We start from the raw sequence: 22324 nt of genomic DNA, 5'->3' as shown, positions 1-22324 counted from the left end.
TCAGGCCGGTGCCGTGAGGTGACGGTGGCGGAACCTTGCTCTCACCCGGAGCGCGCGGGGCCTGTGAGCGCCCCCTGCGCGGGCAGCCCCGGCTCTCCCTCGGGGAGCCAGGAGCCGGGCGGGCGTTCCAGCCAGCCCTCCCGGGCGCCCAGCTCCGCGGCGGCCCGGCGGAGGGCGTCCAGACCGGGGTGGCGGAGTCCCCTGCGCCACACGAGGCTCACGGGTGAGAGGGGGACGGGGTCGACGAGTGGCCGGATCACGCAGTCCGGCATCGCCGGGAAGTCGACGACGGCGAGCACCGGGTCGCGGTACTTGGCCATGAGCCGGCGGAACTCCTCCTTGCCGACGGCGAGCGGCGCGGGTGGCGCGATCGCGATGTCCCGGCCGGCGAAGAGGCGGGCGGCGAGGTCGGTCCACTCGGGTGTGCGGTCATTGCCCGCGCCGGCGTAGATCCGCTCTCCGGCGAGGCGGGCGAGCGGCACCTCGGGCAGGCCGGCGAGCGGGTGGTCCTCGGGGAGGATCACGGCCATCGGCTCGTACCGGACGAACTGGAAGTCGAGGCGCGCCCGGAGCCGGGCGTCGAGCCCTCCGTACCGGCCGAAGGAGGTGTCGATCCGCCCGGCGAGGATCTCCTGCACGGCTCCGGTGAGTCCACTCTCGTAGCGGGCCATCAGCTCCTGTTCCGGGGCGAGTTCGCGGGCCCGGCGCAGGACGTCCTCCGGGGCGAGGCCGGGGCTGTTGAGGTCGACGAGGAGCGGCCGGGGCGCGGCGCGGAAGGCGTCGCTCAGCTCGTCGTGGGCGGCCAGGACCCGGCGGGCGTACGGGAGGAGGCGTTCGCCGTCCGGGGTGAGGGCGACCTGCCGGGTGGTTCGTACGAAGAGTTCGGTGCCCAACTCCCGTTCCAGGCGCCGGATGTCGCGGCTGAGGGCCTGCTGGGCGACGTAGAGGCGGGCGGCGGCGCGGGTGAAGTGCAGCTCTTCGGCGGCGGCGGTGAAGGCGCGGAGCAGCCGCGGGTCGGTGTCGTACGGGGAGGCCATCACCGCATCTAACAACACGGGTGCGTGAATGGCCACGGAGAAGGTGTTGGACCGGCAGAGCCCTGCCCACGGAACCTGGATCCATGCCGCAACCGGACCTCACCCTCACCCCGGCGGGCCCGGCCCTCGCCCCCCGCTACCGCGACCGAACACCCCCCGCGCTCCCCGGAGAACCCAGGAAGCCCGTCCTCCCCGGCGACCCCGCGAAGCACACCCGCCCCGGCGGGCCCGGGAGCCGATCCGGCAGGCCCGCCCTCCCCGGCGACCCCGCGAAGCACACCCGCCCCGGCGGGCCCGGGAGCCGATCCGGCAGGCCCGCCCTCCCCGGCGCCCCCGGGGAGCCCGACCTCCCCGGCCGATCCGGCAGGTCCGCCCTCCCCGCGAGGCGGTCGGCCAACCCCTACCTCCGCCTCTTCTCCCACCCCGGCACCCGCGCCTTCACCGCCGGGAACCTGATCGCCCGACTGCCCAGCGGCATGTTCGGCGTCAGCGTCGTGATCATGATCTCGGCGACGTACGGCTCCTACGCCCTGGCCGGCGCGGTCACCGCCACCGGCCTCGCCGTCGGCTCCGTCACAGGACCGCTGATCGCCCGGCTCGTCGACCGGTACGGCCAGGCCAGGATCGCGGTCCCGGCCACCGCCTACGCAGTCCTCGGCAGTCTGGTCCTGGTGCTCTGCGTCCACGAGAAGGCCCCCGTCTGGGCGCTGTTCCTCACGACCGCCGTCACCGCGACCACCCCGAACACGGGCGGCATGTCGCGGGCCCGCTGGGCGCACCTCCTCCGGAACGAACCGGACGCGCTGCACACCGCGAACGCCTTCGAGCAGGCCGCCGACGAGCTCTGCTACATGCTCGGCCCGGTGCTCGCCGCCGTCCTCTGCTCGACGCTCTTCCCGGAGGCGGGCACGCTCACCGCGGCCGCCCTCTTCCTCGGCGGCGTCCTGGTCTTCGCCGCCCAGCGCTCCACCGAACCCCCGGTCGCCCCCCGCACCACCGCGGGCTCCCCGCTGCGCGCCCCCGGCATGGCTCCGCTGCTCGCGGTCTTCCTCGCCACGGGGGCGGTCTTCGGCTCCATGGAGGTGGTCACCCTCGCGTACGTGGACAGTCCGGTCGCGGGGCCGATCCTGGCCCTGCAGGCGGCGGGCTCCGGCGCGGCGGGCCTCCTCTACGGCCGCGCCCGCCGGACGGCCCGCCTCCGCACCTGCCTGGCCGCGATGACCGTCCTGATGGCGATGCCGCTGCTCGCCGCCTCTACGGGCTTCCTGCCCGCGCTGGCCGCCGGCCTCCTCGTGGCGGGCATGGCGACGGCCCCGACGATGGTGACGGGCATGGGCCTGGTCCAGCGCCTCACGCCGGCGTCCCAGCTCAACGAGGGCATGACCCTCGCGGTGACCGCCCTCCTGGCGGGCATCGCGACCGGCTCGGCCACCGGCGGCTGGGCCGCCGACCACGCCCCCTTCGCCTCCTTCGGCTTCCTGATCCCGGTGACGGCGGCGGCGGTGGCCCTGGCCCTGTGCGCGGCGACCGGGGTGGGCCGCCGCGCACGGGTCTGACCTCCTAGCTCTGGCGCAGCGGCGACATCGGCACCTGCACCCCGAAGGAGGTGGCTCCGGCCCCGGCGCCGCCCTCGCAGCCGTCGGGCTCCTGTGTCCCGAGCCCACGCGTGGACGGCTTCTCGGCGGCCCAGAACATGTAGCCGAGCAGCCCGGGGGTGGTCCCGGCCCCGTTGGGGGCGGCGTTGCGCACCCAGTCCCCGGTCGCCTTCTGCAGCGAGTTCGCGAAGTCGGTGCACTCGGGCAGCGGGCTGCGGCCGTACGCGAGGTACAGCCCGGCCGTGAACTTGGCGGGGGCCAGCGGGGCGACCGGCGGCGAGAACTGGGACTTGCCGTCGAGGTGCTCCTGCCAGTTCGCGATGTGCGAGCTCGCGGAGGTGGGCCGGGCGGTCACCATCGCGTTGGCGTAGTCGAGCACGGGCCTGTCGGTGCGCAGCCAGTCGGCCGTGGCCTTGCGGTTGATGTCGATGAGCCAGCGGTCACCGGCGGCGGTGTCGATGGTGAGCCGCGCGGCCGGGTCCGTGCCGCCGGCGTCGTACGGGTGCACGGACCGGTAGGCGTCGATGAAGGCCTGGAGCCCGGCGAGGTTCGGGTCGGTGTTCTGCTCGTAGTCGATCTCGATGCCGACCCCGAGGTCGGCGGCGACGGCGGCGGCGTTGAGCCCCAGCCGGCCGGCGTCCTCGGCGAGCGCGGCGTCCCACTCGTCGGTGTACGTGATCCCGCCGATGGAGAGCATCACGCGGATCCCGCGCGAGGTGAAGTACTGGACGATCTCGCGGCTCATGCCGACGGGGACGCCGTTCGCGGTGGTGGCGTCGGTGGTGCGGTGCAGCAGCTTGAGCGGTTCGACGAAGCTGAGCACGACCAGGTTCACGGAGGGCCGTCCGTCACCGCGGTCGATCAGCCAGTGGTTCTTGGCGTCGAACTCGGCGACGTCACGGACGGTGGACCAGGTGCAGTAGTCGTCCCCGCAGTGCCAGGCGCCGTAGACCTGCACGGGCGCGGGCGCGGCGGCCCCGGCGGGCAGGGTGGCGGGGACGAGGAGGGCGAGGAGCATGAGCAGGACCGCGAGGGGTCTGTGACGCATACGTACCTCCGGGAGTGCCGTGGTTTGGGGGGCGGCGACCGCAGAGTGTCAGGTCCAGACCAAGCCCACAAGAGGGTGGACCGGAGGCATGACAAAGGCCCGGCAGTCGCTCGCGCGACCACCGGGCCTGTGCCCACATGGGATGAGTGGAGATGGCGGGAATCGAACCCGCGTCCAACGGTGCAGAATCAGGGCTTCTCCGTGTGCAGTCTGGTACGAGTTTCTCAGCCCTCCGGATCACCCAGACAAGTCCGGAACGGGCTCAGTCACTGTTTGATTTCCCTCCAACCCCCGTGACCGGGGCTGGAGGTTTAGATCCCTGAATGACGCCAGGATCCGGGTCGGGACCACCCCCGGGCTGACGCTCCTCACAGAGGCTTCTGTTCGTTACCTAAAATTAGGCAGCGAGGGCGAAGCGGGAGTTATCGCTCTTGGTGTTGGCGATTATTGGTTGCGACATATGGTTTACGAGATCATTGCCGCTTCCTCGACACGCTTCCCACTGCTTCGACATCCGCTGTCGAAACCGATCATCCCCATGTTGTTTTTTCAAAGGTCGCACCCTCTGTGGGGTGCTGGTGCCATCGTACGTGACCGACGGGTGCGGTTGCCAGCGTATTAACGGCGGGAGGCGCGCGGCGCTACGCGCTCTGCGCCGCCCGCTGCTTCCGCCGGGCCGCCGCGATCGCCCGGTTCGTCTCGCGCGTGTCCTGCTTCTCCCGCAGGGTCTGGCGCTTGTCGTACTCCTTCTTGCCCTTGGCCAGCGCGATCTCGCACTTCACCCGGCCGTTCAGGAAGTACAGCGCGAGGGGCACGATCGTGTGACCCGTCTCCTGCGACTTCGACTCCAGCTTGTCGATCTCGGCCCGGTGCAGCAGCAGCTTCCGCTTCCGCTTCGCGTGGTGGTTGGTCCAGCTGCCCTGCATGTACTCGGGCACGTGGATGTTGTGCAGCCACGCCTCGTGGCCGTCGATCTGGACGAAGCCGTCGACCAGCGAGGCCCGCCCCATGCGCAGCGACTTCACCTCGGTGCCCATGAGCACCACACCGCACTCGTAGGTGTCGATGATGTGGTAGTCGTGCCGCGCCTTCTTGTTCTGCGCGATGAGCTTGCGCTCCGGCGCCTTGTCCGTCTTCTTCGCAGGCTTGCCCTGCACGTTCACGAGTCCCTTTGCCATAGTGCGCTCATTTTCGCACTACGAGCCCCCTCCGAGGCCACTCAATACCGTTCTCGCCCGCTCCTCGGCCCGATCCCCCACCGCCAGGTCCGGCGTGATGCCGCGGCCGTCGACGGCGTGCCCGGCGGGGGTGCGGTAGTGGCCGACGGTCAGCTCGGCGACGGAGCCGTCGGGCAGCGCGCTCGGCATCTGGACCGAGCCCTTGCCGAAGGTCCGCGAGCCGACGGTGACCGCCCGGCCCCGGTCCTGGAGGGCTCCGGTGAGCAGCTCGGCCGCGCTCATCGTGCCCCCGTCGATCAGCGCCACCAGGGGCCTGCCGGTGTCGCCGCCGTCCTCCGCGTACACGGCCCGCTGGTCGCCCTTCACGTCGTACGTGGCGACGAGACCACCGTCGAGGAAGGCGGAGGCGGCGACGGCGGCCTCCGCCACCAGGCCGCCGGAGTTGCCCCGCAGGTCCAGGAGGACCCCCGCGCCGGCCGGGGCGGCCCGTACCGCGTCACGCACGCGTGTGCCCGCGCCCTTGGTGAAGGCGGCGACCCGGATCAGTACGGTCCCGTCGTCGAGGCGGCGGACGGTCACCGGGTCCGTCGCGAGCCGGGCCCGGTGCAGCGTCTGCGTCCAGGAGGAGCGGCCGCGCTCGACCCGGAGGGCGACGGCCGAGCCGGCGACGCCGTCGCCGCGCAGCAGGGAGACGACCTCGGAGACGGAGAGCCCCTCGACCGGGCGTCCGTCGACGGAGACGAGCCGGTCGCCGGTCCGCAGGCCGGCCTTGTCGGCGGGGCCGCCGGACCGCACGCGGGTCACCCGGACCCCGCTCGCGCCGGTCCGGCCGGCGGAGAGCCCGACCCCCGTGTAGGCGCCGTCGAGGGCCTGCTCGAACTCGGCGTACTCCTTCTTGTCGTACACCGCGCCCCAGCGGTCCCCGCTGCGGCTGACGAACTCCTCCGCGGCCTGCTTGCCCGACTTCCCGTCGGCCATGGCCGCGGCGGCGGCGCGGCTGAGCGCGGCACTGTCGACGGTCGCGCCGTCCGGCGTACGGGCCGGGGCGGTCCGCCGCTCGGCGCCCGCGGACTCCTGCCGGGGCAGCGCGCCGGTCGCGGCGGCGGTGGCGAGGACGCCGGTGAAGACCAACGTCAGAACGGCCCCGCGGACGACTCCGCGGGGCCGGATACAGAGTGGGGCGGGCCCGGCCGGCATGGCGCCCACTCTAGGACAAGGCGATGGCGCCGCACGGGCTTTGGCCGTACGACGCCATCCACCGTCGGAAGTGTCTTCTCACACCTTCAGGTACTTGCGCAGCGCGATGAAGGCGGCCACGGCGGGCATGAGGAGGCCGATGGCGATCACCAGCGGCAGCTTGGCGAGGACGGCGTCCCAGCCGATGAAGTTGACGAGCTGCATCTTCTCGGCGAGCGCGATGCCGTGGTCGATCAGGAAGTACCGGCCGACGAGCAGCAGCACACAGGCGACGCCGCCGCCGAGGAGTCCGGCGAACGCGGCCTCCATGATGAACGGCATCTGGATGTAGAAGCTGGACGCGCCGACGAGCCGCATGATGCCGGTCTCGCGGCGGCGGCTGAAGGCCGAGACGCGGACGGTGTTGACGATCAGCATCAGCGCGATGACCAGCATGAGGCCCATGACGCCGAGGGCGGCGATGTTCATGCCGTTCATCAGGTCGAAGAGGTTCTGCAGGATGTTCCGCTGGTCCTGGACCGACTCGACGCCGTCGCGGCCGGCGAAGGCCGTGGCGACGACCTTGTACTTCTCCGGGTCCTTGAGCTTGACCCGGAACGACTCCTGCATCTGGTCCGGCGTCACCACGGAGGCGATGGCGGTGTCGCCGTACTGCTCCTTGTAGTGCTTGAACGCCTCGTCGGCCGACTCGTGCTGGACGGACTCGACGATGTCCATCTTCTTCAGGTCGGCCTCGATCTGCTCCATCTGCTGGCCCGTGACGGCGCCCTTGGCGCACTTGGCCGCCGTGGCCGCGTCCGCCTTGTTGCAGAGGAAGATGGAGACGTTGACCTTGTCGTACCAGTAGTCCTTCATCGTGCTGACCTGCTCGCGCATGAGCAGCGCGCCGCCGAAGAGGGCGAGCGAGAGGGCCACGGAGACGATGACGGCGAAGGTCATCGTGAGATTGCGCCGGAGACCGACACCGATCTCGGAGAGCACGAACTGAGCGCGCATGGTGTTCTGGATCCCCCGCCGTCAGTGCTGGTAGCCGTAGACGCCGCGCGCCTGGTCGCGGACGAGGCGGCCCTTTTCGAGCTCGATGACGCGCTTGCGCATCTGGTCGACGATGTTCTGGTCGTGGGTCGCCATGACGACGGTGGTCCCTGTCCTGTTGATCCGGTCGAGCAGCTTCATGATGCCGACGGAGGTCTGCGGGTCGAGGTTGCCGGTGGGCTCGTCGGCGATCAGCAGCATCGGCCGGTTGACGAAGGCCCGGGCGATGGCGACGCGCTGCTGCTCACCGCCGGAGAGCTCGCCCGGCATCCGGTCCTCCTTGCCGCCGAGTCCGACCAGGTCGAGCACCTGCGGCACGGCCTTGCGGATCTCGCCGCGCGGCTTGCCGATGACCTCCTGGGCGAAGGCCACGTTCTCGGCGACGGTCTTGTTGGGCAGCAGGCGGAAGTCCTGGAAGACGGTGCCCAGCTGGCGCCGCATCTGCGGCACCTTCCAGTTGGAGAGCCGGGCCAGGTCCTTGCCGAGGACGTGCACCTGCCCCTGGCTGGCGCGCTCCTCGCGCAGGAGCAGTCGCAGGAAAGTCGACTTTCCGGAGCCGGAGGAACCGACGAGGAAGACGAACTCCCCCTTCTCGATCTCCAGAGAGACGTCCCGGAGGGCGGGGCGGCTCTGCTTCGGATAGGACTTGGAGACGTTGTCGAATCGGATCACGGATGCACCACGGTCGGCCGGGAGTAGGTGTGCGTGACCTTACGCGACCGGGGATGGCCCGCGCAGTCGCGGTCCTGGCTTGCGACGTTTATCCTTTTCGCCCTTGCGGACGGAAGGCGGGCAATCGGGCGGGGCGCGCCGAAACGCCGCGGAGCTGGCACAGTGGTAGGGGGAACGTCCGGACCCCTCCGGGCGTTGTCCTGGTGTGTACCCCAGTGCGGGAGGAGGAGAGCGCATGACCTACGACCGACTGGTGTGCGCCAACTGCGCGGCCCCGGTCGCCGAGGGCCGCTGCCCCGTCTGCCGCGCGAACCGGGAGCGACTGACCCCTCAGGGGCTGTCGCCCGCGATGCTGCTGACGCTGGCGGTCGCCCTGCTTGCGGCGATCGCACTGCTCGCCGCGGTGCAGGCGGCCTGACCGGAGGGCATACGGAGCCCACACGAGCCCGAACCACGCGAAAGGGGCCGGGGAGCATGCTCCCCGGCCCTTCGTCATGCGTCTACGCGCCCGCGCGGGTGCGTCAGACGGCGGCGCGACCGCCGCCGACGAGACGCGGCAGCATCCGGAAGCCGATGCCGCCGGCGATCATCGTCGCGGCACCGATGATCAGGAACGAGGTCTCGGCCGCACCGGTCTCGGCGAGCTCCTCCTTCGCCTGCCCCTGCTGGACGGGCTGCGAGCCGCCCTGGTCGGGGTCGGTGTTGTTCGGGGTGTCCACGCACTCGGCGCCGTCGAGGTCGACGGTGCAGGTGCCGGCGCCGCCGGTGGTGGACGAGCCACCGCTGGTGGTGGTGGAGCCGCCGGTGGTGGAGGAACCGCCGTCGGTGGACGAGCCACCGCCCGTCACGGTGGAGGAACCACCGTTGGAGGACGAACCGCCGTTGGAGGACGAACCGCCGTTGGAGGACGAACCGCCGTTGGAGGCCGCGCCACCGTTGGAGGACGAGCCACCGTTGGAGGCCGCGCCGCTGGAGGACGAACCACCGTCGGAGGACGCGCCACCGTCGGCAGCGGCACCACCGTCAGCCGCCGCGCCACCGTCGGCGGCCGCACCGCCATCGGCAGCCGCACCGCCGTCAGCAGCGGCACCACCATCAGCGGCCGCACCGCCGTCAGCAGCGGCACCACCATCAGCGGCCGCACCGCCATCGGCAGCCGCACCACCGTCAGCGGCCGCACCGCCATCGGCAGCCGCACCACCGTCAGCAGCGGCACCACCATCGGCAGCGGCGCCACCGTCAGCGGCCGCACCGCCATCGGCAGCCGCACCGCCATCAGCGGCCGCACCGCCGTCGGCGGCACCGCCATCGGCGGCCGCGCCGCCGGAGACACCGCCGAGGATCGTGTTGCCCTCGGTGTCGCTCTCCGACTGGATCCCGAGATCCACCTGCGCCTGGTTGGAGTCGGTTCCGAATCCGCCGACGGCCTGCGCGGCACCGGCCGCCGTCAGGGACGCACCGGCGATGATCACGGCACTGGCCGCGACCCGCACCAGGCGGACTCGCGTCTTGTTGGTCATCTGGCTGCTACCCCCAGTAGCTCATCTCGTCATGGGGCAGCGCTCGTGGCCCCGCGCAGCAGGGGTGTGTCACGACTGGACCGGCCCCCGTTCACACGCGTCCCAGAAAAGCGCATGCCAGTACGCCACCCTTCCGAGTTTCCGATGAGGCGTCAAGGTCGTTGCGCGTGCGATGCCCGAAAGATCACCAGGTGACCGACATGCGACGATGCAACTGTGACGTAAACCCGGAACTCCGGGCCCGGCGAGGGCAGTTCCCTTGTCGACAAAGCGCCCCGACGACCTCGCTTCCGCTTGCGTCAGCGAATACGCGGAAGGCCGGGGTACGGCACTGGGCCCCGCACCGAGAGGTACGGGGCCCAGTGGCGTACGACCGAGGGGACTACTTGTCCTGCTGCTTGCGCCAGCGGATGCCCGCCTCCAGGAAGCCGTCGATCTCGCCGTCCAGGACGGACTGCGGGTTGCCGACCTCGAACTCCGTACGGAGGTCCTTGACCATCTGGTACGGGTGGAGCACGTACGAACGCATCTGGTTGCCCCAGGAGCTGCCGCTGTCCTTGAGGGCGTCCATCTTGGCCCGCTCCTCCTGGCGCTGGCGCTCCAGGAGCTTGGCCTGGAGGACGTTCATGGCGCTCGCCTTGTTCTGGATCTGGGAGCGCTCGTTCTGGCAGGAGACGACGATGCCGGTCGGAAGGTGCGTGATGCGCACGGCCGAGTCGGTCGTGTTGACGCCCTGGCCACCGGGGCCCGAGGCGCGGTACACGTCGACGCGCAGGTCCGACTCCTCGATCTCGACGTGGTCCGAGGACTCGACGACCGGCAGGACCTCGACGCCGGCGAAGGACGTCTGGCGGCGGCCCTGGTTGTCGAAGGGCGAGATGCGGACGAGCCGGTGGGTGCCCTGCTCGACGGAGAGCGTGCCGTAGGCGTACGGGGCCTTCACGACGAAGGTGGTGGACTTGATGCCCGCCTCTTCCGCGTACGAGGTCTCGTAGATCTCCGTCGCGTAGCCGTGGCGCTCCGCCCAGCGCAAGTACATGCGCTGGAGCCGCTCGGCGAAGTCGGAGGCGTCGACGCCGCCGGCCTCGGCCCGGATGTTGACCAGGGCCTCGCGCTCGTCGTACTCGCCGGACAGGAGGGTGCGGACCTCCATCTCGTCGAGGGCCTTGCGGACGGAGGTCAGCTCCGTCTCGGCCTCGGCGAGGGTGTCCGGGTCGTCCATCTCCTCGGCGAGCTCGAAGAGCACCGCGAGGTCGTCGATCCGGCCGCGCAGGGTCTCGGCCTTGCGGACCTCGGCCTGGAGGTGCGAAAGCTTGCTCGTGATCTTCTGCGCCGCCTCCGGGTCGTCCCACAGGGACGGGGCCGCGGCCTGCTCTTCGAGCACGGCGATGTCGGCCCTCAGCTTCTCGAGGTCCAGGACGGCCTCGATCGACCCCATGGTCGAGGAGAGGGACTTCAGCTCTTCGGATACATCGACGACTGCCACGCGTCCAGCGTAACGGCTCGCCGCCGCTCCTACGGCAGGGAGGACTGCTTGGAGTCCTGCGGCGGGGCCTCCGCGTCCCCGGAGGCCGCCAGGTAGCCGCCCGCGCCGAGCGCGCCGGCGATCACGACCGCCGCGACGGTGAGGGTGATACGGCGCTTGCGGACGGCCTTGTGGCGGGCCGAGCCCGGGCGGCGGGCCCCGGCGGGCCGCGGGGCGCGGGCGGTGCCCAGGGGGCCGCCGGAGAGCTCGTCGGGGGCCGGGACCCGCATGGAGGTGTGGGTGTCACGGTTGGAGTCGGCGGAGGCGCCGGGGACCAGCGGGACGGCGGCGCGGCGCGGGCCGGGCTCGCCCGCGCCCGTACCGGTGGCGTACGTGTCCTCCTCGTACGGCTCCGGGGCCGGCTCCGCGTCCGGCTCGTCGACGTCGAGCGGCGGGATGCCCTTGAGCAGCGGCAGGACGTCGCCCAGGCGGGCGGCGAGCTCGGAGGCGCGCAGCCGGGAGGCCGGGGCCTTGGCGAGGCACTGGACGATCAGCTGCCACAGCTCCTCGGGGATGCCGGGCAGCGGGACGACCGTCTCGGTGACGTGGCGGCGCAGGACCGCGCCGGGGTGGCCGCCGCCGAACGGGGTGAAGCCGGCGAGCAGCTCGTACAGGACGGTCGCGAGGGCGTAGATGTCGACGGCGGCGCGCGGCGGGAGGCCCTCGACGATCTCGGGGGCCAGGTAGTCGGGGGTGCCGATGATCCGGGTGGCCTTGGTGCGGCCGGGGGTGTCGATCAGCTTGGCGACGCCGAAGTCGGTGAGGAGGGCGGGGTGGGCGCCGCCTGGGCCGAGCGGGCCCTCCATGTCGAGCAGGATGTTCTCCGGCTTGACGTCCCGGTGGACGACCCCGGCCGCGTGCGCGGCGGCGAGGGCCTCGGCGACGTCCTTGACGATCGCGACGGCGGCCTCGGGCGCGAGGCGTCGCTCGCGGTCGAGGCGGGTGCGCAGGTCGGTGCCGCGGACGAGGTCCATGACGAGGGCGAGGTCGGTGCCGTCGACGACGAGGTCGCGGACCTTGACCACCCGGGGGTGGTCGAGGCCGAGCAGGGCGGTGCGCTCCTGGACGAAGCGGCCGACGAGCTCCTGGTCGGAGGCCAGGTCCTCGCGCAGCAGTTTGACGGCGACGGGCCCTTCGGGTCCCTCGCCGAGCCACACCGTTCCGGCGCTGCCCCGCCCGAGGATCTGGTGGGCGGTGTAGCGGCTGCCGATGTTCCGTGCCAAGACTGCTCCCTCAGCGGCTGCGGTTCTCGACAAAGCTACGCGTCCACGGCCGCCGGTCTCGACCTCCGAGGGGAAATCACCCCTCGGAAGTCGACAAATCGGCAGTGTTACTGCCCTGTACCGCCGGTAGTACCCCCGGAACCGGTGGCTTCGCCGATCGAGGAGATCCAGTCGGTGACCGTCGAGATGCCGTCGCCGATGGCCTCCCAGTAGCCCTTGCCCTGGGCGACCCAGTCCTGGAGCGGGGTGAGCTCCCAGACGAGCCAGCCGGCGACCACGAACAGGACGATCATGATCAGGCAGCCCTTGAGGCAGCCGAGACCGGGGATGTGGACCGGGTTGGCGCTGCGCTGGCGCGGCGGGCGCGGCGTGGGCGCCTGGGGCGGCGACTGCGGCGGCGTGTACTGCTGCTGGGGCGGCGCGTACTGCTGCGGGGGCGGCGGGGGCGCGTACTGCTGCGGCTGCTGCTGGTACGGCTGGGGCTGCTGCGGCCGCTGTGGGGCCGGGCGCTGCTGCTGGTAGGGCTGCGGCGGCTGCTGGCCGTAGGCGCCGGGCCTGGCGTCCTGCGGCGGCTGCTGGCCGTAGGCGCCGGGCCGGGCGTCCTGCGGCGGCTGCGGCCGGCGCTGCGGGCGGCGGCGCAGCGGGTCGTCGCTCGGGTCCAGGTACTGCACCTGGGTCTGCTCGTTGCGGTCGCGGACCTGCCGCAGCTGGCTCTGCCAGGGGTGCGGGTCCTCGGCCGGCGGATTCTGCGGTACGGGGGGCATGACGGCCGTCGGGTCGGCGGCGCCCGCCGGTCCGCCGGCCGGCATGACGCTGGTCGCGGCGGCGGGGTCGTACTGCGGGGGCATCCCGGCCCCGGCGGCGCCGGAGGGGAGCACCTGGGTCGGGTCGGCGGCACCCGGGGTCTCGGGGGTCCCCGGCACCGGCGCGGGCGCCGGGTCGGGGGCGAGGAGCGCGCCGACGCCCTCGGCCGCCTCGATCTGGGCGGGCGTGGCGTGCACGCCGATGCCGGCGGCGACGGCGCGCAGTCCGCGGGCGAGGTTCACGGCGCTCGGCCGCTGGTCCGGGTTCTTGCTGAGGCAGCGCTCTATCACCGTCCACAGCGGTCCGGGCACGGTGGAGGGGCGGCGCGGCTCCTCGCTGAGGTGCCGGTGGAGGACCTCCAGGGCGGTGCCGCCCGCGAACGGGGGCCGGCCGGTGACCAGCTCGTAGAGGAGGATGCCCGCGCCGTAGATGTCGACGGCGGAGGTCTGCGGGCGGCCCTCGGCGGACTCGGGCGCCACGTACGCGGGCGTGCCGACGAACTCGTGGGTGCGGGTCAGGCCCGGGGAGTCGGCGAGGCGCGCGATGCCGAAGTCGGTCAGCATCGGGTGCATCTGGCCGCCCTGCTCGGCGAGCAGCACGTTCGCCGGCTTGAGGTCGCGGTGGACGACCCCGTCGGCGTGGCTGGCGGCGAGCGCGTCGGCGATCTGGGCGGTGAGGAGCGCGGCGGCGACCGGGGTGAGCGGGCCGCTCTCCCTGATGTACCGGTGCAGGTCGGGGCCCTCGACGAGGTCCATGACGAGGGCGAGGACATCGCCCTCGACGACCAGGTCACGGGTGCGCACGATGTTCGGATGGGTCAGCCGGAGCAGCACGGACCGCTCGCGCAGGAAGCGCATCACGATGTCCGCGTCGTTGGCCAGCTCCTCCTTGAGGACCTTGATCGCCACGGTCTCGCCGGGCTCGCCGGGCACGGCCGCCTCGGCGCCCGCCGTCTCCCGCTGGCGGGCTCGCCAGACGGTGCCCGTGGCGCCGCGGCCGAGCGGCTCCTCGAGCAGGTACTTGCTGCCGATAGGCCGCACGTCACGCGCTCCCTGCTGATCGTGGTCCTGGGGTGGTTCCTGAGCTGTCCCCGGGGTCCCTGTCCTCTGTTGTGACCCCGTCCGGGTGTCCGGCCCACTTTAGTGCCGCCGAACGGGTCGCAGGCCGGTCGTCCACAGGCCGATTCCGATGCCGTGTCCGGGCCTCGCCGGAGGTCCCCGGCGAACCGAACTTGTCCGGAAGAAGACGCTCCACGGGAGGCGACGGTTGCCACGCATGCTCCGAAGGCATGCCCAACCAGGCTATTTCTCGTCCAGGCCCGACCATTCAAGATCACTTGTGGCCGACCCGCGGGCGTGTTGTCGGTGGCAGGTGCGAGGATGCCTACAGCACGTCGCATCGACGGGGTCGGGAGCCCCCGCGCCGTGCCGACCTGTACCGGGCGACGCGTCCGTGCCGGGTGGGGGGAGACACAGGGCGGTTCCCTCCTGCCGGGCCATCTCGCGCAGAAGGGACCGCTGACGGCGATGCAGATCCGGCTGACCGTCCTCGCGCCGTACGCCGGCCACGGCGCCGGGCGCACCTGCGACGTGCTCGTCACGGCCCCCGCCGGGACGGCCCTCGCCACCGTGGCCTCGAACCTCGCCGCCGCCGTGACCGGCCCCGACACCTCCGCCTCGGGCACCACCGTGCTCTACGCGGGCGCGGAGCGGCTCGACAACCGGCGCTGCGTGCTCGGCGAACCCCCGCTGGTCGACGGAGCGGTCCTCTCGCTCCAGGTCCCGGGTCCGGACGACCGGGCCGACGAGACGGCCGCAGCCCGGCTGCACGTCGTGGCGGGCCCGGACGCGGGCGGGGTGCACCTGCTGCACGGCGGAGCGATCAGAATCGGCCGTTCCGTCGACGCCGACGTGCCGCTCGACGACCCGGACGTCTCCCGCTCCCACTGCACGGTCACCGTCGGCGCGGACGGCCGGATCACGGTCGCCGACCGCGGCTCGACGAACGGGACGACGCTCGACGGCGTGCCCGTCGGCGACCGCCCCGTCCCGCTCCGCCCGGGCGCCCTGCTGCGCCTCGGCGAGTCCGCCCTCCGCCTGACGGGCCCCGGCGGCACCTCCGGGGGTACGGAGGTGCCAACGGCCCCGGACGGGGAGGGCCACCTGCGCGTCGCGCACACGACGGACCTCCCGGACCGGCCCGACCCGGTGGGACCGGCGGACGACGCCACCCACGGCGGGGCGCGCGGCATCGCGTACGGCGAGGTCTACGACGGGGACCACGCGCACGCGAGGGACCCGCACGACGGGTACGCCGGCCAGGACGGCGGCGAGCCCCACGGCAGGACCCGTGACCGGGCAGACGCGCCCGCCGCCCCCACCGCCCCCGCGCGCGCCGGCGGCAAGCGCGGGCTCGGCGCCTGGGCCCGGCGCCTCGCGGGCGGCCGCGAGGAGCTCCCCACCACCGACGTCCACGCCACCCACGCCTCCCCGGACACGCACGCAGGCACCCGGCCCGGCCCCGGCACACGGGCCGGCGCCCCCGGCCCCGTACCGCTCGCCGACACCTGGCCCGATCCGGCCACCGTCCTGCTCACCGCCCTCGGCCCGGGCCCCCGGCTCTGGGAGCGGGCCCAGGACCACCCCGAGTCCCTGGTGGTCCGGCTCGGCACCACGGACCGCGCGGAACTCTCCGGCGTGCCCGTCACGGTCGGCCTGCGCGAGGCCGGTTCCCTCGGCCTGGCGGGCCCCGGCGACCGGCTCACCGGGCTCGCGCGCTCGGTCGTGGCCCAGCTCGCCGCCCTGCACTCCCCCTCCGACCTGGAGATCGTGCTCATCAGCGCCGACCGGAACCGCTCCCTGGAGGCGCGGCGCCGTGCCTGGGGCTGGCTCGGCTGGCTCCCGCACGTCCGGCCGGCCCACGGCCAGGACTGCCGGCTCCTTCTGGCGTACGACCGCGAGCAGGCCCAGGCCCGTACGGCCGAGCTGACCCGGCGGCTCGACGACGGCCCGCTCGGCCCCTCCTGGCCCAGCGCCGACCGCGCCTCCGTCGCCGAGGCCGCGGCCCGCCACGACGGGCCGACGACGGTCGTGATCGTCGACGGCGACCCCGGGTCGGCGGCCCTGCGCGAAACGGTCGCCCGCCTCGCGGGCGTCGGCGCGGCGGCCGGCATCCACCTCCTGTGCCTCGCCGAGGCGCCCGCCGCCACCCCGGACTCGCCGGTGGCCGCCACGTACGAGGCCGCGTGCGCCGCGTCCCTCGCCTTCCGCGAGTGCGGGGCCGCCGCGCTCCTCAGCGGTGACGTGGCGACGGCGCTGCGGCTGCTCCGGACCTCCGGCGGGCGGCTCGCGGGCCACGGCACCGTCGGCGTCGTCGACGCGGTCTCCGTCGCCTGGGCCGAGCGGTTCGGCCGGGCCCTCGCCCCGCTGCGCCCCGAGACGGCCGCGGCCCCGGGCGCCCGGACGGCCGCGCTGCCCCCTTCCTCCCGCCTGCTCGACGAGCTCGGGCTCGCCCGGGCCACCCCCGCCTCGCTGATGGCCCGCTGGGCCTCCGCCGCCGACGGCACGGCCGTCCTGGGCGCGGGCCCGCGCGGACCGCTGTCCGTGGACCTCACCCAGGAGGGTCCGCACCTGCTGATCGAGGGCCCGGCGGGCAGCGGGCGCACGGAGCTCCTCCGCTCGATCGCCGCCTCGCTCGCGGCCGGCGGCCGCCCGGACCGGCTCGGCCTGCTCCTCGTGGACGGCGCCGGCGGGGAGCGCGGTGAGGGCCTCGCGGTCTGTACGGAGCTGCCGCACGTCACCGAGCACCTGGTGGCCTCGGACCCGGTGCGGATGCGGGAGTTCGCCCAGGCGCTCGGCGCCGAGCTCAAGCGCAGGGCGGAGCTCCTGGGCGACGCCCACTTCGCGGACCGCCGGGGGGTGGCGCGCGCCGCCGACCGGCTGATCGGCCAGCGCGCCCCGAGCGCGGCGGAATCCGTGCCGCAGGGCGCCCGCGCGACGGTCCGAGTCCCGGACACCGGCGACCTGACGGACCGCCCGAGCGGCCGCACGCTCCGCACGGGCGACGGCACGATCGGCGCGCTCCCGACCGCCCGGGCCCCGTACCAGGGCGCGGACGAGGTGACGGGCCGTGCGAGTGGCCGCGTCCCGTACCCCGGCACGGGAGACGCCGACGGCCGCCCGAGCAGCCGCACCCTCCGCACCGGCGAGGGAGACCTCTCGGACCGCCCCGGCGGCCGCGTCCCGCGCGCGGCGGGCGCGGACGACCTGACGGGCCGGACCAGCGGCCGCGTCCCGTACCCGGGCGCGGACGACCTGACCGGCCGGACCAGCGGCCGAGTCGCCCACCCCGGCGCCGAGGACGTCACCGGCCGGTCCAGCGGCCGGGTCCCGTACCCCGGCGCCGACGACCTCACCGGCCGCACCAGTGCGCGCGTGCCGCACCCGGGGGCCGACGACCTCACCGGCCGCACCAGCGGCCGCATCCCCCACCCGAGTGCCGGTGATCTCACGGACCACCCGAGCGGGCGCGTGCCCCGGTCCGGCGATCTCGACGACCGCCCGAGCGGCCGCGTCCCCCGTACGGGCGAGCCGACCGACCGGGCGGGCGCGCGCGTCCCCCGGCCCGGCGACGGGTCGACCGACGAGCGGGCCGGTACGCGCGGACGGTCCGGCGGGGACGCCTTCCTGGCCGATACGCCCAGCGGGCGGCTGCCGCGGCGGGACGGCGGCCTCGACGACCGCCCGAGCAGCCGCACCCTCCGCACCGGCGACGGAGACCTCCCGGACCGCCCCGGCGGCCGCGTCCCGCGCGCGGCTGGCGCGGACGACGTGACGGGCCGGACCAGCGGCCGCGTCCCGTACCCGAGCGCGGACGACCTGACCGGCCGCACCAGCGCGCGCGTGCCGCACCCCGGCGCCGAGGACGTGACCGGCCGGACCAGCAGCCGCGTCCCGTACCCGGGCGCGGACGACCTGACCGGCCGCACCAGCGGCCGCCTGCCGCACCCCGGCGCCGAAGACGTGACCGGCCGGACCAGCAGCCGCGTCCCGTACCCGGGCGCGGACGACCTGACCGGCCGCACCAGCGCGCGCGTGCCGCACCCGGGGGCCGAGGACGTCACCGCCCGCGGCAGCGGCCGCGTCCCGTACTCCGGCGCCGACGACGTCACCGGTCGCACCAGCGGCCGTGTGCCCCGTCCCGCCTCCGAGGAGGCCGCCGGGCGGATTCCGCGGCCCGCCTCCGGAGAGCAGGGTTCCGCGCGAGCGCTGCCTCGGCTCGTCGTGCTCGTCGACGACTTCGACGCCCTGGTCGCGCCCGCGCTCGGCGCCCCCGGGCGGCCGGCCGCCGGGTCCGTCGTGCGGGCCCTGGAGGCCGTCGCGCGGAACGGCGAGCGGCTCGGGGTGCACCTCGTCGCGACCTCGGCGCGCCCGGACCGTACCGCCGACACGGAGTTGGCCCACGGGGCCCGGCTGCGGATCGTGCTCGACGCGCCCCCGGTGGCGGCGGGCCCGGACGTGCCGGCGGCCGGGCGGGGTCGCCTCGGGCATCCGGACGGCCGGGTGACCCCCTTCCAGGCGGGCCGCGTCACGGGCCGGATCCCCCGGACGGCGACGCTGCGCCCGACGGTCGTCCCGCTGGAGTGGGAGCGGATGGGCGACCCGCCCACCCGCCGCCCGGTCCGTGAGCTGGGCAACGGACCGACGGACCTGGCCCTCCTGGCGAGTGCGCTCGACCGGGCCGCGCGTTCGGTCGAGGCGACGCCCGTGTCCCCGCTGACCCCGGCCACGCACAGCTGACGGCACGTCACGAGGGCGTCACGATCGGCGCGTTGACCACGGAGGACACGAAAGGCGGTATTGCGGGGCCTCGCGGCCCGGCGTAGACCTGTCGGACGGACAGCGAAGCGCACGGGAGAGACGGGGCAGCGATGCGTACAACTCTTCGTCCACGCAAGGCCTTGGTCACGGCAACGGCGACCGTACTCGCCCTCACCCTCGCGGGCTGCGGCGGCGAGAGCGCGAAGGACCCACAGCCCGCGCCCGACCGCGAACTCTCCCTCAAGGGCGAGAAGATCGAGGTCGCCGCCGTCTGGACGGGTCCCGAGCAGGAGAACTTCACCAAGGTCCTGAAGGAGTTCGAGAAGCGCACCGGCGCGACCGTCACCTTCGTGCCCGCGCAGGACCCGATCGTGAACTTCCTCGGCACGAAGATCGCCGGTGGTTCGCCGCCCGACGTGGCGATGCTCCCGCAGGTGGGCGCGATCCAGCAGGCCGCCGCCCAGAAGTGGCTGAAGCCGGTCGGCCCGGACGCCAAGGCGGCGCTCGCGGCGAACTACTCGCGCGGCTGGCAGGAGCTCGGCGCGGTGGACGGCACCCAGTACGGGGTCTACTTCAAGGCCGCCAACAAGTCCCTGGTCTGGTACAACACCGCCGTCTTCGAAGGCGCGGGCGCCTCCGAGCCGAAGACCTGGAAGGAGTTCCTCGCGACCGCCGAGACGATCTCGTTCTCCGGCGTGACGCCGGTCTCCGTCGGCGGCGCGGACGGCTGGACCCTCACCGACTGGTTCGAGAACGTCTACCTCTCCCAGGCGGGCCCGGCCAAGTACGACCAGCTGGCGAAGCACGAGATCAAGTGGACGGACCCGTCGGTGACCGCCGCGCTGAAGACCCTCGCCGAGCTCTTCGGCAACCGGACGCTGATCGCGGGCGGCCCGGACGGCGCGCTGCAGACGGAGTACCCGGCATCGGTCACGCAGACCTTCACGGGCGGCGACCAGCCCAAGGGGGCGATGGTCTTCGAGGGCGACTTCGCGGCCGTCAACATCGCCCAGACGAAGGCGGAGATCGGGAAGGACGCGAAGGTCTTCCCGTTCCCGAAGGTCGGCGACGCCGGCACCGCGCCCGTGGTGACGGCCGGCGACGCGGCGGTGGCCCTGAAGGACACCAAGGGCGCGCAGGCGCTGCTCGCCTTCCTGGCCTCCCCGGACGCGGCGAAGATCTGGGCGGCCGAGGGCGGGTTCCTCTCCCCCAACAAGAACCTGGACCCGGCGGCGTACCCGAACGACGTCCAGCGCGAGATCGCCAAGGCGCTCATCGGCGCCGGCGACGACTTCCGTTTCGACATGTCGGACCAGATGCCGCAGTCCTTCGGCGGGACGCCCGGCAAGGGCGAGTGGAAGGCGCTCCAGGACTTCCTGAAGAACCCGAAGGACATCGCCGGGACGCAGGCGCGCCTGGAGGCGGACGCGGCGAAGGCCTACAAGGGCTGAGGCCGCTGTGACGGCCACAGAGACCAGGGACAGGACCGGGAACAGGACCGAGGACAGGACCAAGGACAGGAGCAGGAGCAGGGACAGGACCAGGACCAGGGCCGTGGCCGCGGGCTTCCTGCTGCCGACCCTGCTCCTCCTCGGCGCGCTCGTCGTCTACCCGATCGGGTACTCGGTCCGGCGTTCGCTCTTCGACCGCTCGGACTCGTCCTTCGTCGGCCTCGACAACTACCTCGCGCTCGTCACCGACGACTCGCTGCGCACCGCCGTCCGCAACAACCTGATCTGGCTCCTGGTGGCCCCGGCGGTCGCCACCGTGCTCGGTCTGGTCTTCGCCGTCCTCACCGAACGGGTCCGCTGGGGGACGGCGTTCAAGCTGGTCGTCTTCATGCCGATGGCGATCTCGATGCTCGCGGCCGGGATCATCTTCCGGCTCGTCTACGAGCAGGACCCGGACCGCGGGGTCGCCAACGCCGTCTGGGTCGGGGTCCACGACACCTTCGCCGAGTCCTCCGGCTTCCCGAAGGCCCGCCCGCTGCCCGTGCACCCGCTGAAGGGCGCCGGCGGCGGGGCGTACGTCACGAAGGAGCCGGTCCACGCGGGCGTGCCCGTACGGCTGCCGCTGGTCGGGGTGGCTCCGGCGCGGATGCCCCAGGACGCGCGCCCGGCGCGCACCCCGGCCGCCTCCGGCACGGACGTCTCCGGAACGGCCTGGCTGGACTTCACCCGGGGCGGCGGCGGGAAGCCGAACGTGGTCGACCCGAAGGAACTGGGCCTGAAGGGGCTGCGGATCGAGGCCGTCCGGGACGGGAAGGTGGTCGCCACGGCCACGGCGGCCGCCGACGGCAGCTTCTCCCTGCCCGCCGACCGCGCGGACGGAGCGGTGCTCCGGCTGCCCGCGAGCAACTTCCGGGAGCAGTACAACGGCGTGGAGTGGCTGGGCCCCTCGCTCGTCACCCCGGCCGTCATCGGGGCGTACGTGTGGATGTGGGCCGGGTTCGCGATGGTCCTGATCGGCGCCGGACTCGCGGCCGTACCGCGCGAACTCCTGGAGGCGGCGCGGGTGGACGGGGCGAACGAGTGGCAGGTGTTCCGCCGGATCACGGTGCCGCTCCTCGCGCCGGTCCTCGTGGTCGTCCTCGTCACGCTGATGATCAACGTGCTCAAGGTCTTCGACCTGGTCTTCGTCGTCGCGCCCGGCTCCGCGCAGGACGACGCGAACGTGCTCGCGCTCCAGCTGTACCGCTCGTCCTTCGGCACGGACGCGGACCTCGGGGTCGGCTCGGCCATCGCGGTCGTCCTGCTCCTTCTCGTGCTGCCGGTGATGGTGGTCAACATCCGCCGCATCCGAAGGGAGTCCCGCCGGTGAAGAGCTTCGCGGCAAGGGCCTCGGCCCGCGTGACGGGGGGAGCCGTCCGGGTCTTCCTCCTCCTCACCGGCCTGTTCTGGCTGCTGCCGACCATCGGGCTGCTGCTGTCCTCGCTCCGCTCGCCGTCCGACATCGCGGCGAGCGGCTGGTGGCAGGTGTTCACGGCCCCTGCTCAACTGACCACCGAGAACTACGGCCGTCTCCTCGCGAACGACACGATCACCGGCTCGCTGCTCTCCACCGTCCTGATCACCGTCCCGGCCACCCTCCTCGTCCTCCTCATCGGCTCGCTCGCGGGTTACGCCTTCGCGTGGCTGGAGTTCCCGGGCCGGGACTGGTGGTTCCTGGGCGTGGTCGCCCTCCTCGTGGTCCCGGTGCAGGTGGCCCTGGTCCCGGTGTCGAAGCTGTTCGGCGCGGTGGGGCTCTTCGAGACGACGACCGGGGTGGTCCTCTTCCACACGGCCTTCGGCCTGCCGTTCGCGATCTTCCTGCTGCGGAACTTCTTCGCGGAGATCCCGCGCGAGCTCCTGGAGGCGGCGCGGCTCGACGGGGCGGGCGAGATCCGTCTCTTCACGCGGGTGGTGCTGCCGCTCGGCGGTCCGGCGATCGCCTCGCTCGGGATCTTCCAGTTCCTGTGGGTGTGGAACGACATGCTGGTCGCGCTGATCTTCGCGGACTCCCAGTCCCCGCCGATCACGGTGGCGCTCCAGCAGCAGGTGCGCCAGTTCGGCAACAACGTGGACGTGCTGGCGCCGGGGGCGTTCGTGTCGATGGTGGTGCCGCTGGTGGTGTTCTTCGCGTTCCAGCGGCAGTTCACGACCGGGGTGATGGCGGGCGCGGTGAAGTAGCCC

At 73.4% G+C, this 22324-nt stretch carries 16 protein-coding genes and 1 other RNA gene; 6 read left to right on the top strand and 11 right to left on the bottom strand.

Going from position 1 to position 22324, the window contains the following annotated elements; all coding sequences use genetic code 11:
* Nucleotides 1-41 precede the first annotated feature (41 nt).
* Nucleotides 42-1037 (bottom strand): LysR family transcriptional regulator, encoded by a 996-nt coding sequence (locus ACF07V_RS12165; RefSeq protein WP_392153501.1) that lies wholly within the window; start codon nt 1035-1037, stop codon nt 42-44.
* A gap of 83 nt (nt 1038-1120) precedes the next feature.
* Between ACF07V_RS12165 and ACF07V_RS12160 the strand changes: the two genes are divergently transcribed.
* Entirely contained in the window at nt 1121-2593 is a 1473-nt protein-coding gene (locus ACF07V_RS12160; RefSeq protein ID WP_392153500.1) for an MFS transporter, read from the top strand.
* Nucleotides 2594-2597: 4 nt separating this feature from the next.
* Here the strand turns inward: ACF07V_RS12160 and ACF07V_RS12155 are convergent, their stop codons facing one another.
* The 6 genes from ACF07V_RS12155 to ftsE all read right to left on the bottom strand — a co-directional run bounded on the left by ACF07V_RS12155 (nt 2598) and on the right by ftsE (nt 7762).
* Complete coding sequence (locus ACF07V_RS12155; protein WP_392153499.1) at nt 2598-3680, bottom strand: hypothetical protein; 1083 nt, start codon at nt 3678-3680, stop codon at nt 2598-2600.
* 144 nt (nt 3681-3824) lie between these two features.
* Nucleotides 3825-4218: a transfer-messenger RNA gene (ssrA, locus tag ACF07V_RS12150) on the bottom strand.
* Nucleotides 4219-4321: 103 nt separating this feature from the next.
* A complete protein-coding gene (gene smpB, locus ACF07V_RS12145; RefSeq protein ID WP_392153498.1) occupies nt 4322-4858 on the bottom strand; it encodes an SsrA-binding protein SmpB in 537 nt (178 codons plus the stop codon).
* 18 nt (nt 4859-4876) lie between these two features.
* A complete protein-coding gene (locus ACF07V_RS12140; protein WP_392153497.1) occupies nt 4877-6055 on the bottom strand; it encodes a S41 family peptidase in 1179 nt (392 codons plus the stop codon).
* 78 nt (nt 6056-6133) lie between these two features.
* On the bottom strand, nt 6134-7051 hold the full coding sequence (ftsX, locus tag ACF07V_RS12135) for a permease-like cell division protein FtsX (RefSeq protein WP_392153495.1): 918 nt from the start codon (nt 7049-7051) through the stop codon (nt 6134-6136).
* Between the two features lie 21 nt (nt 7052-7072).
* Nucleotides 7073-7762, bottom strand: coding sequence for a cell division ATP-binding protein FtsE (gene ftsE / locus ACF07V_RS12130; RefSeq protein WP_030692056.1), 690 nt, complete (start codon nt 7760-7762; stop codon nt 7073-7075).
* Nucleotides 7763-7997: 235 nt separating this feature from the next.
* On the opposite strand from ftsE, the gene ACF07V_RS12125 reads away from it, so the two are divergent.
* Nucleotides 7998-8180, top strand: a complete 183-nt coding sequence (locus tag ACF07V_RS12125) for a hypothetical protein (protein ID WP_351191047.1) — start codon at nt 7998-8000, stop codon at nt 8178-8180.
* Nucleotides 8181-8283: 103 nt separating this feature from the next.
* Here the strand turns inward: ACF07V_RS12125 and ACF07V_RS12120 are convergent, their stop codons facing one another.
* The 4 genes from ACF07V_RS12120 to ACF07V_RS12105 all read right to left on the bottom strand — a co-directional run bounded on the left by ACF07V_RS12120 (nt 8284) and on the right by ACF07V_RS12105 (nt 13874).
* Nucleotides 8284-9282, bottom strand: coding sequence for an LPXTG cell wall anchor domain-containing protein (locus ACF07V_RS12120; RefSeq protein ID WP_392153493.1), 999 nt, complete (start codon nt 9280-9282; stop codon nt 8284-8286).
* 382 nt (nt 9283-9664) lie between these two features.
* Nucleotides 9665-10768: a peptide chain release factor 2 gene (gene prfB, locus ACF07V_RS12115; RefSeq protein WP_392153492.1), complete on the bottom strand. Its 1104-nt coding sequence runs from the start codon at nt 10766-10768 to the stop codon at nt 9665-9667.
* Nucleotides 10769-10797: 29 nt separating this feature from the next.
* Nucleotides 10798-12030 carry a serine/threonine-protein kinase gene (locus ACF07V_RS12110; protein ID WP_392153490.1) on the bottom strand — a complete coding sequence of 411 codons (1233 nt, stop codon included), beginning with the start codon at nt 12028-12030 and terminating at the stop codon, nt 10798-10800.
* Nucleotides 12031-12137: 107 nt separating this feature from the next.
* Complete coding sequence (locus ACF07V_RS12105) at nt 12138-13874, bottom strand: serine/threonine-protein kinase (RefSeq protein WP_392153489.1); 1737 nt, start codon at nt 13872-13874, stop codon at nt 12138-12140.
* Between the two features lie 486 nt (nt 13875-14360).
* On the opposite strand from ACF07V_RS12105, the gene ACF07V_RS12100 reads away from it, so the two are divergent.
* From ACF07V_RS12100 to ACF07V_RS12085, 4 genes are all read left to right on the top strand, one after another.
* Nucleotides 14361-18632: an FtsK/SpoIIIE domain-containing protein gene (locus ACF07V_RS12100; RefSeq protein WP_392154178.1), complete on the top strand. Its 4272-nt coding sequence runs from the start codon at nt 14361-14363 to the stop codon at nt 18630-18632.
* 131 nt (nt 18633-18763) lie between these two features.
* Nucleotides 18764-20104 carry an ABC transporter substrate-binding protein gene (locus tag ACF07V_RS12095; protein ID WP_392153487.1) on the top strand — a complete coding sequence of 447 codons (1341 nt, stop codon included), beginning with the start codon at nt 18764-18766 and terminating at the stop codon, nt 20102-20104.
* Between the two features lie 103 nt (nt 20105-20207).
* The gene (locus tag ACF07V_RS12090) at nt 20208-21473 is read left to right on the top strand and encodes a carbohydrate ABC transporter permease (RefSeq protein ID WP_392153485.1); all 1266 of its coding nucleotides are present in this window, start codon (nt 20208-20210) and stop codon (nt 21471-21473) included.
* Nucleotides 21470-22321 carry a carbohydrate ABC transporter permease gene (locus ACF07V_RS12085; RefSeq protein WP_392153484.1) on the top strand — a complete coding sequence of 284 codons (852 nt, stop codon included), beginning with the start codon at nt 21470-21472 and terminating at the stop codon, nt 22319-22321. Before ACF07V_RS12090 ends, ACF07V_RS12085 begins: the two co-directional genes overlap by 4 nt.
* Nucleotides 22322-22324 lie beyond the last annotated feature (3 nt).

Source organism: Streptomyces sp. NPDC015661, assembly GCF_043077765.1.
Taxonomy (GTDB): domain Bacteria; phylum Actinomycetota; class Actinomycetes; order Streptomycetales; family Streptomycetaceae; genus Streptomyces.
Note: the sequence above shows the minus strand (reverse complement) of the source record. Positions and strands in the feature narration are given on the sequence as shown.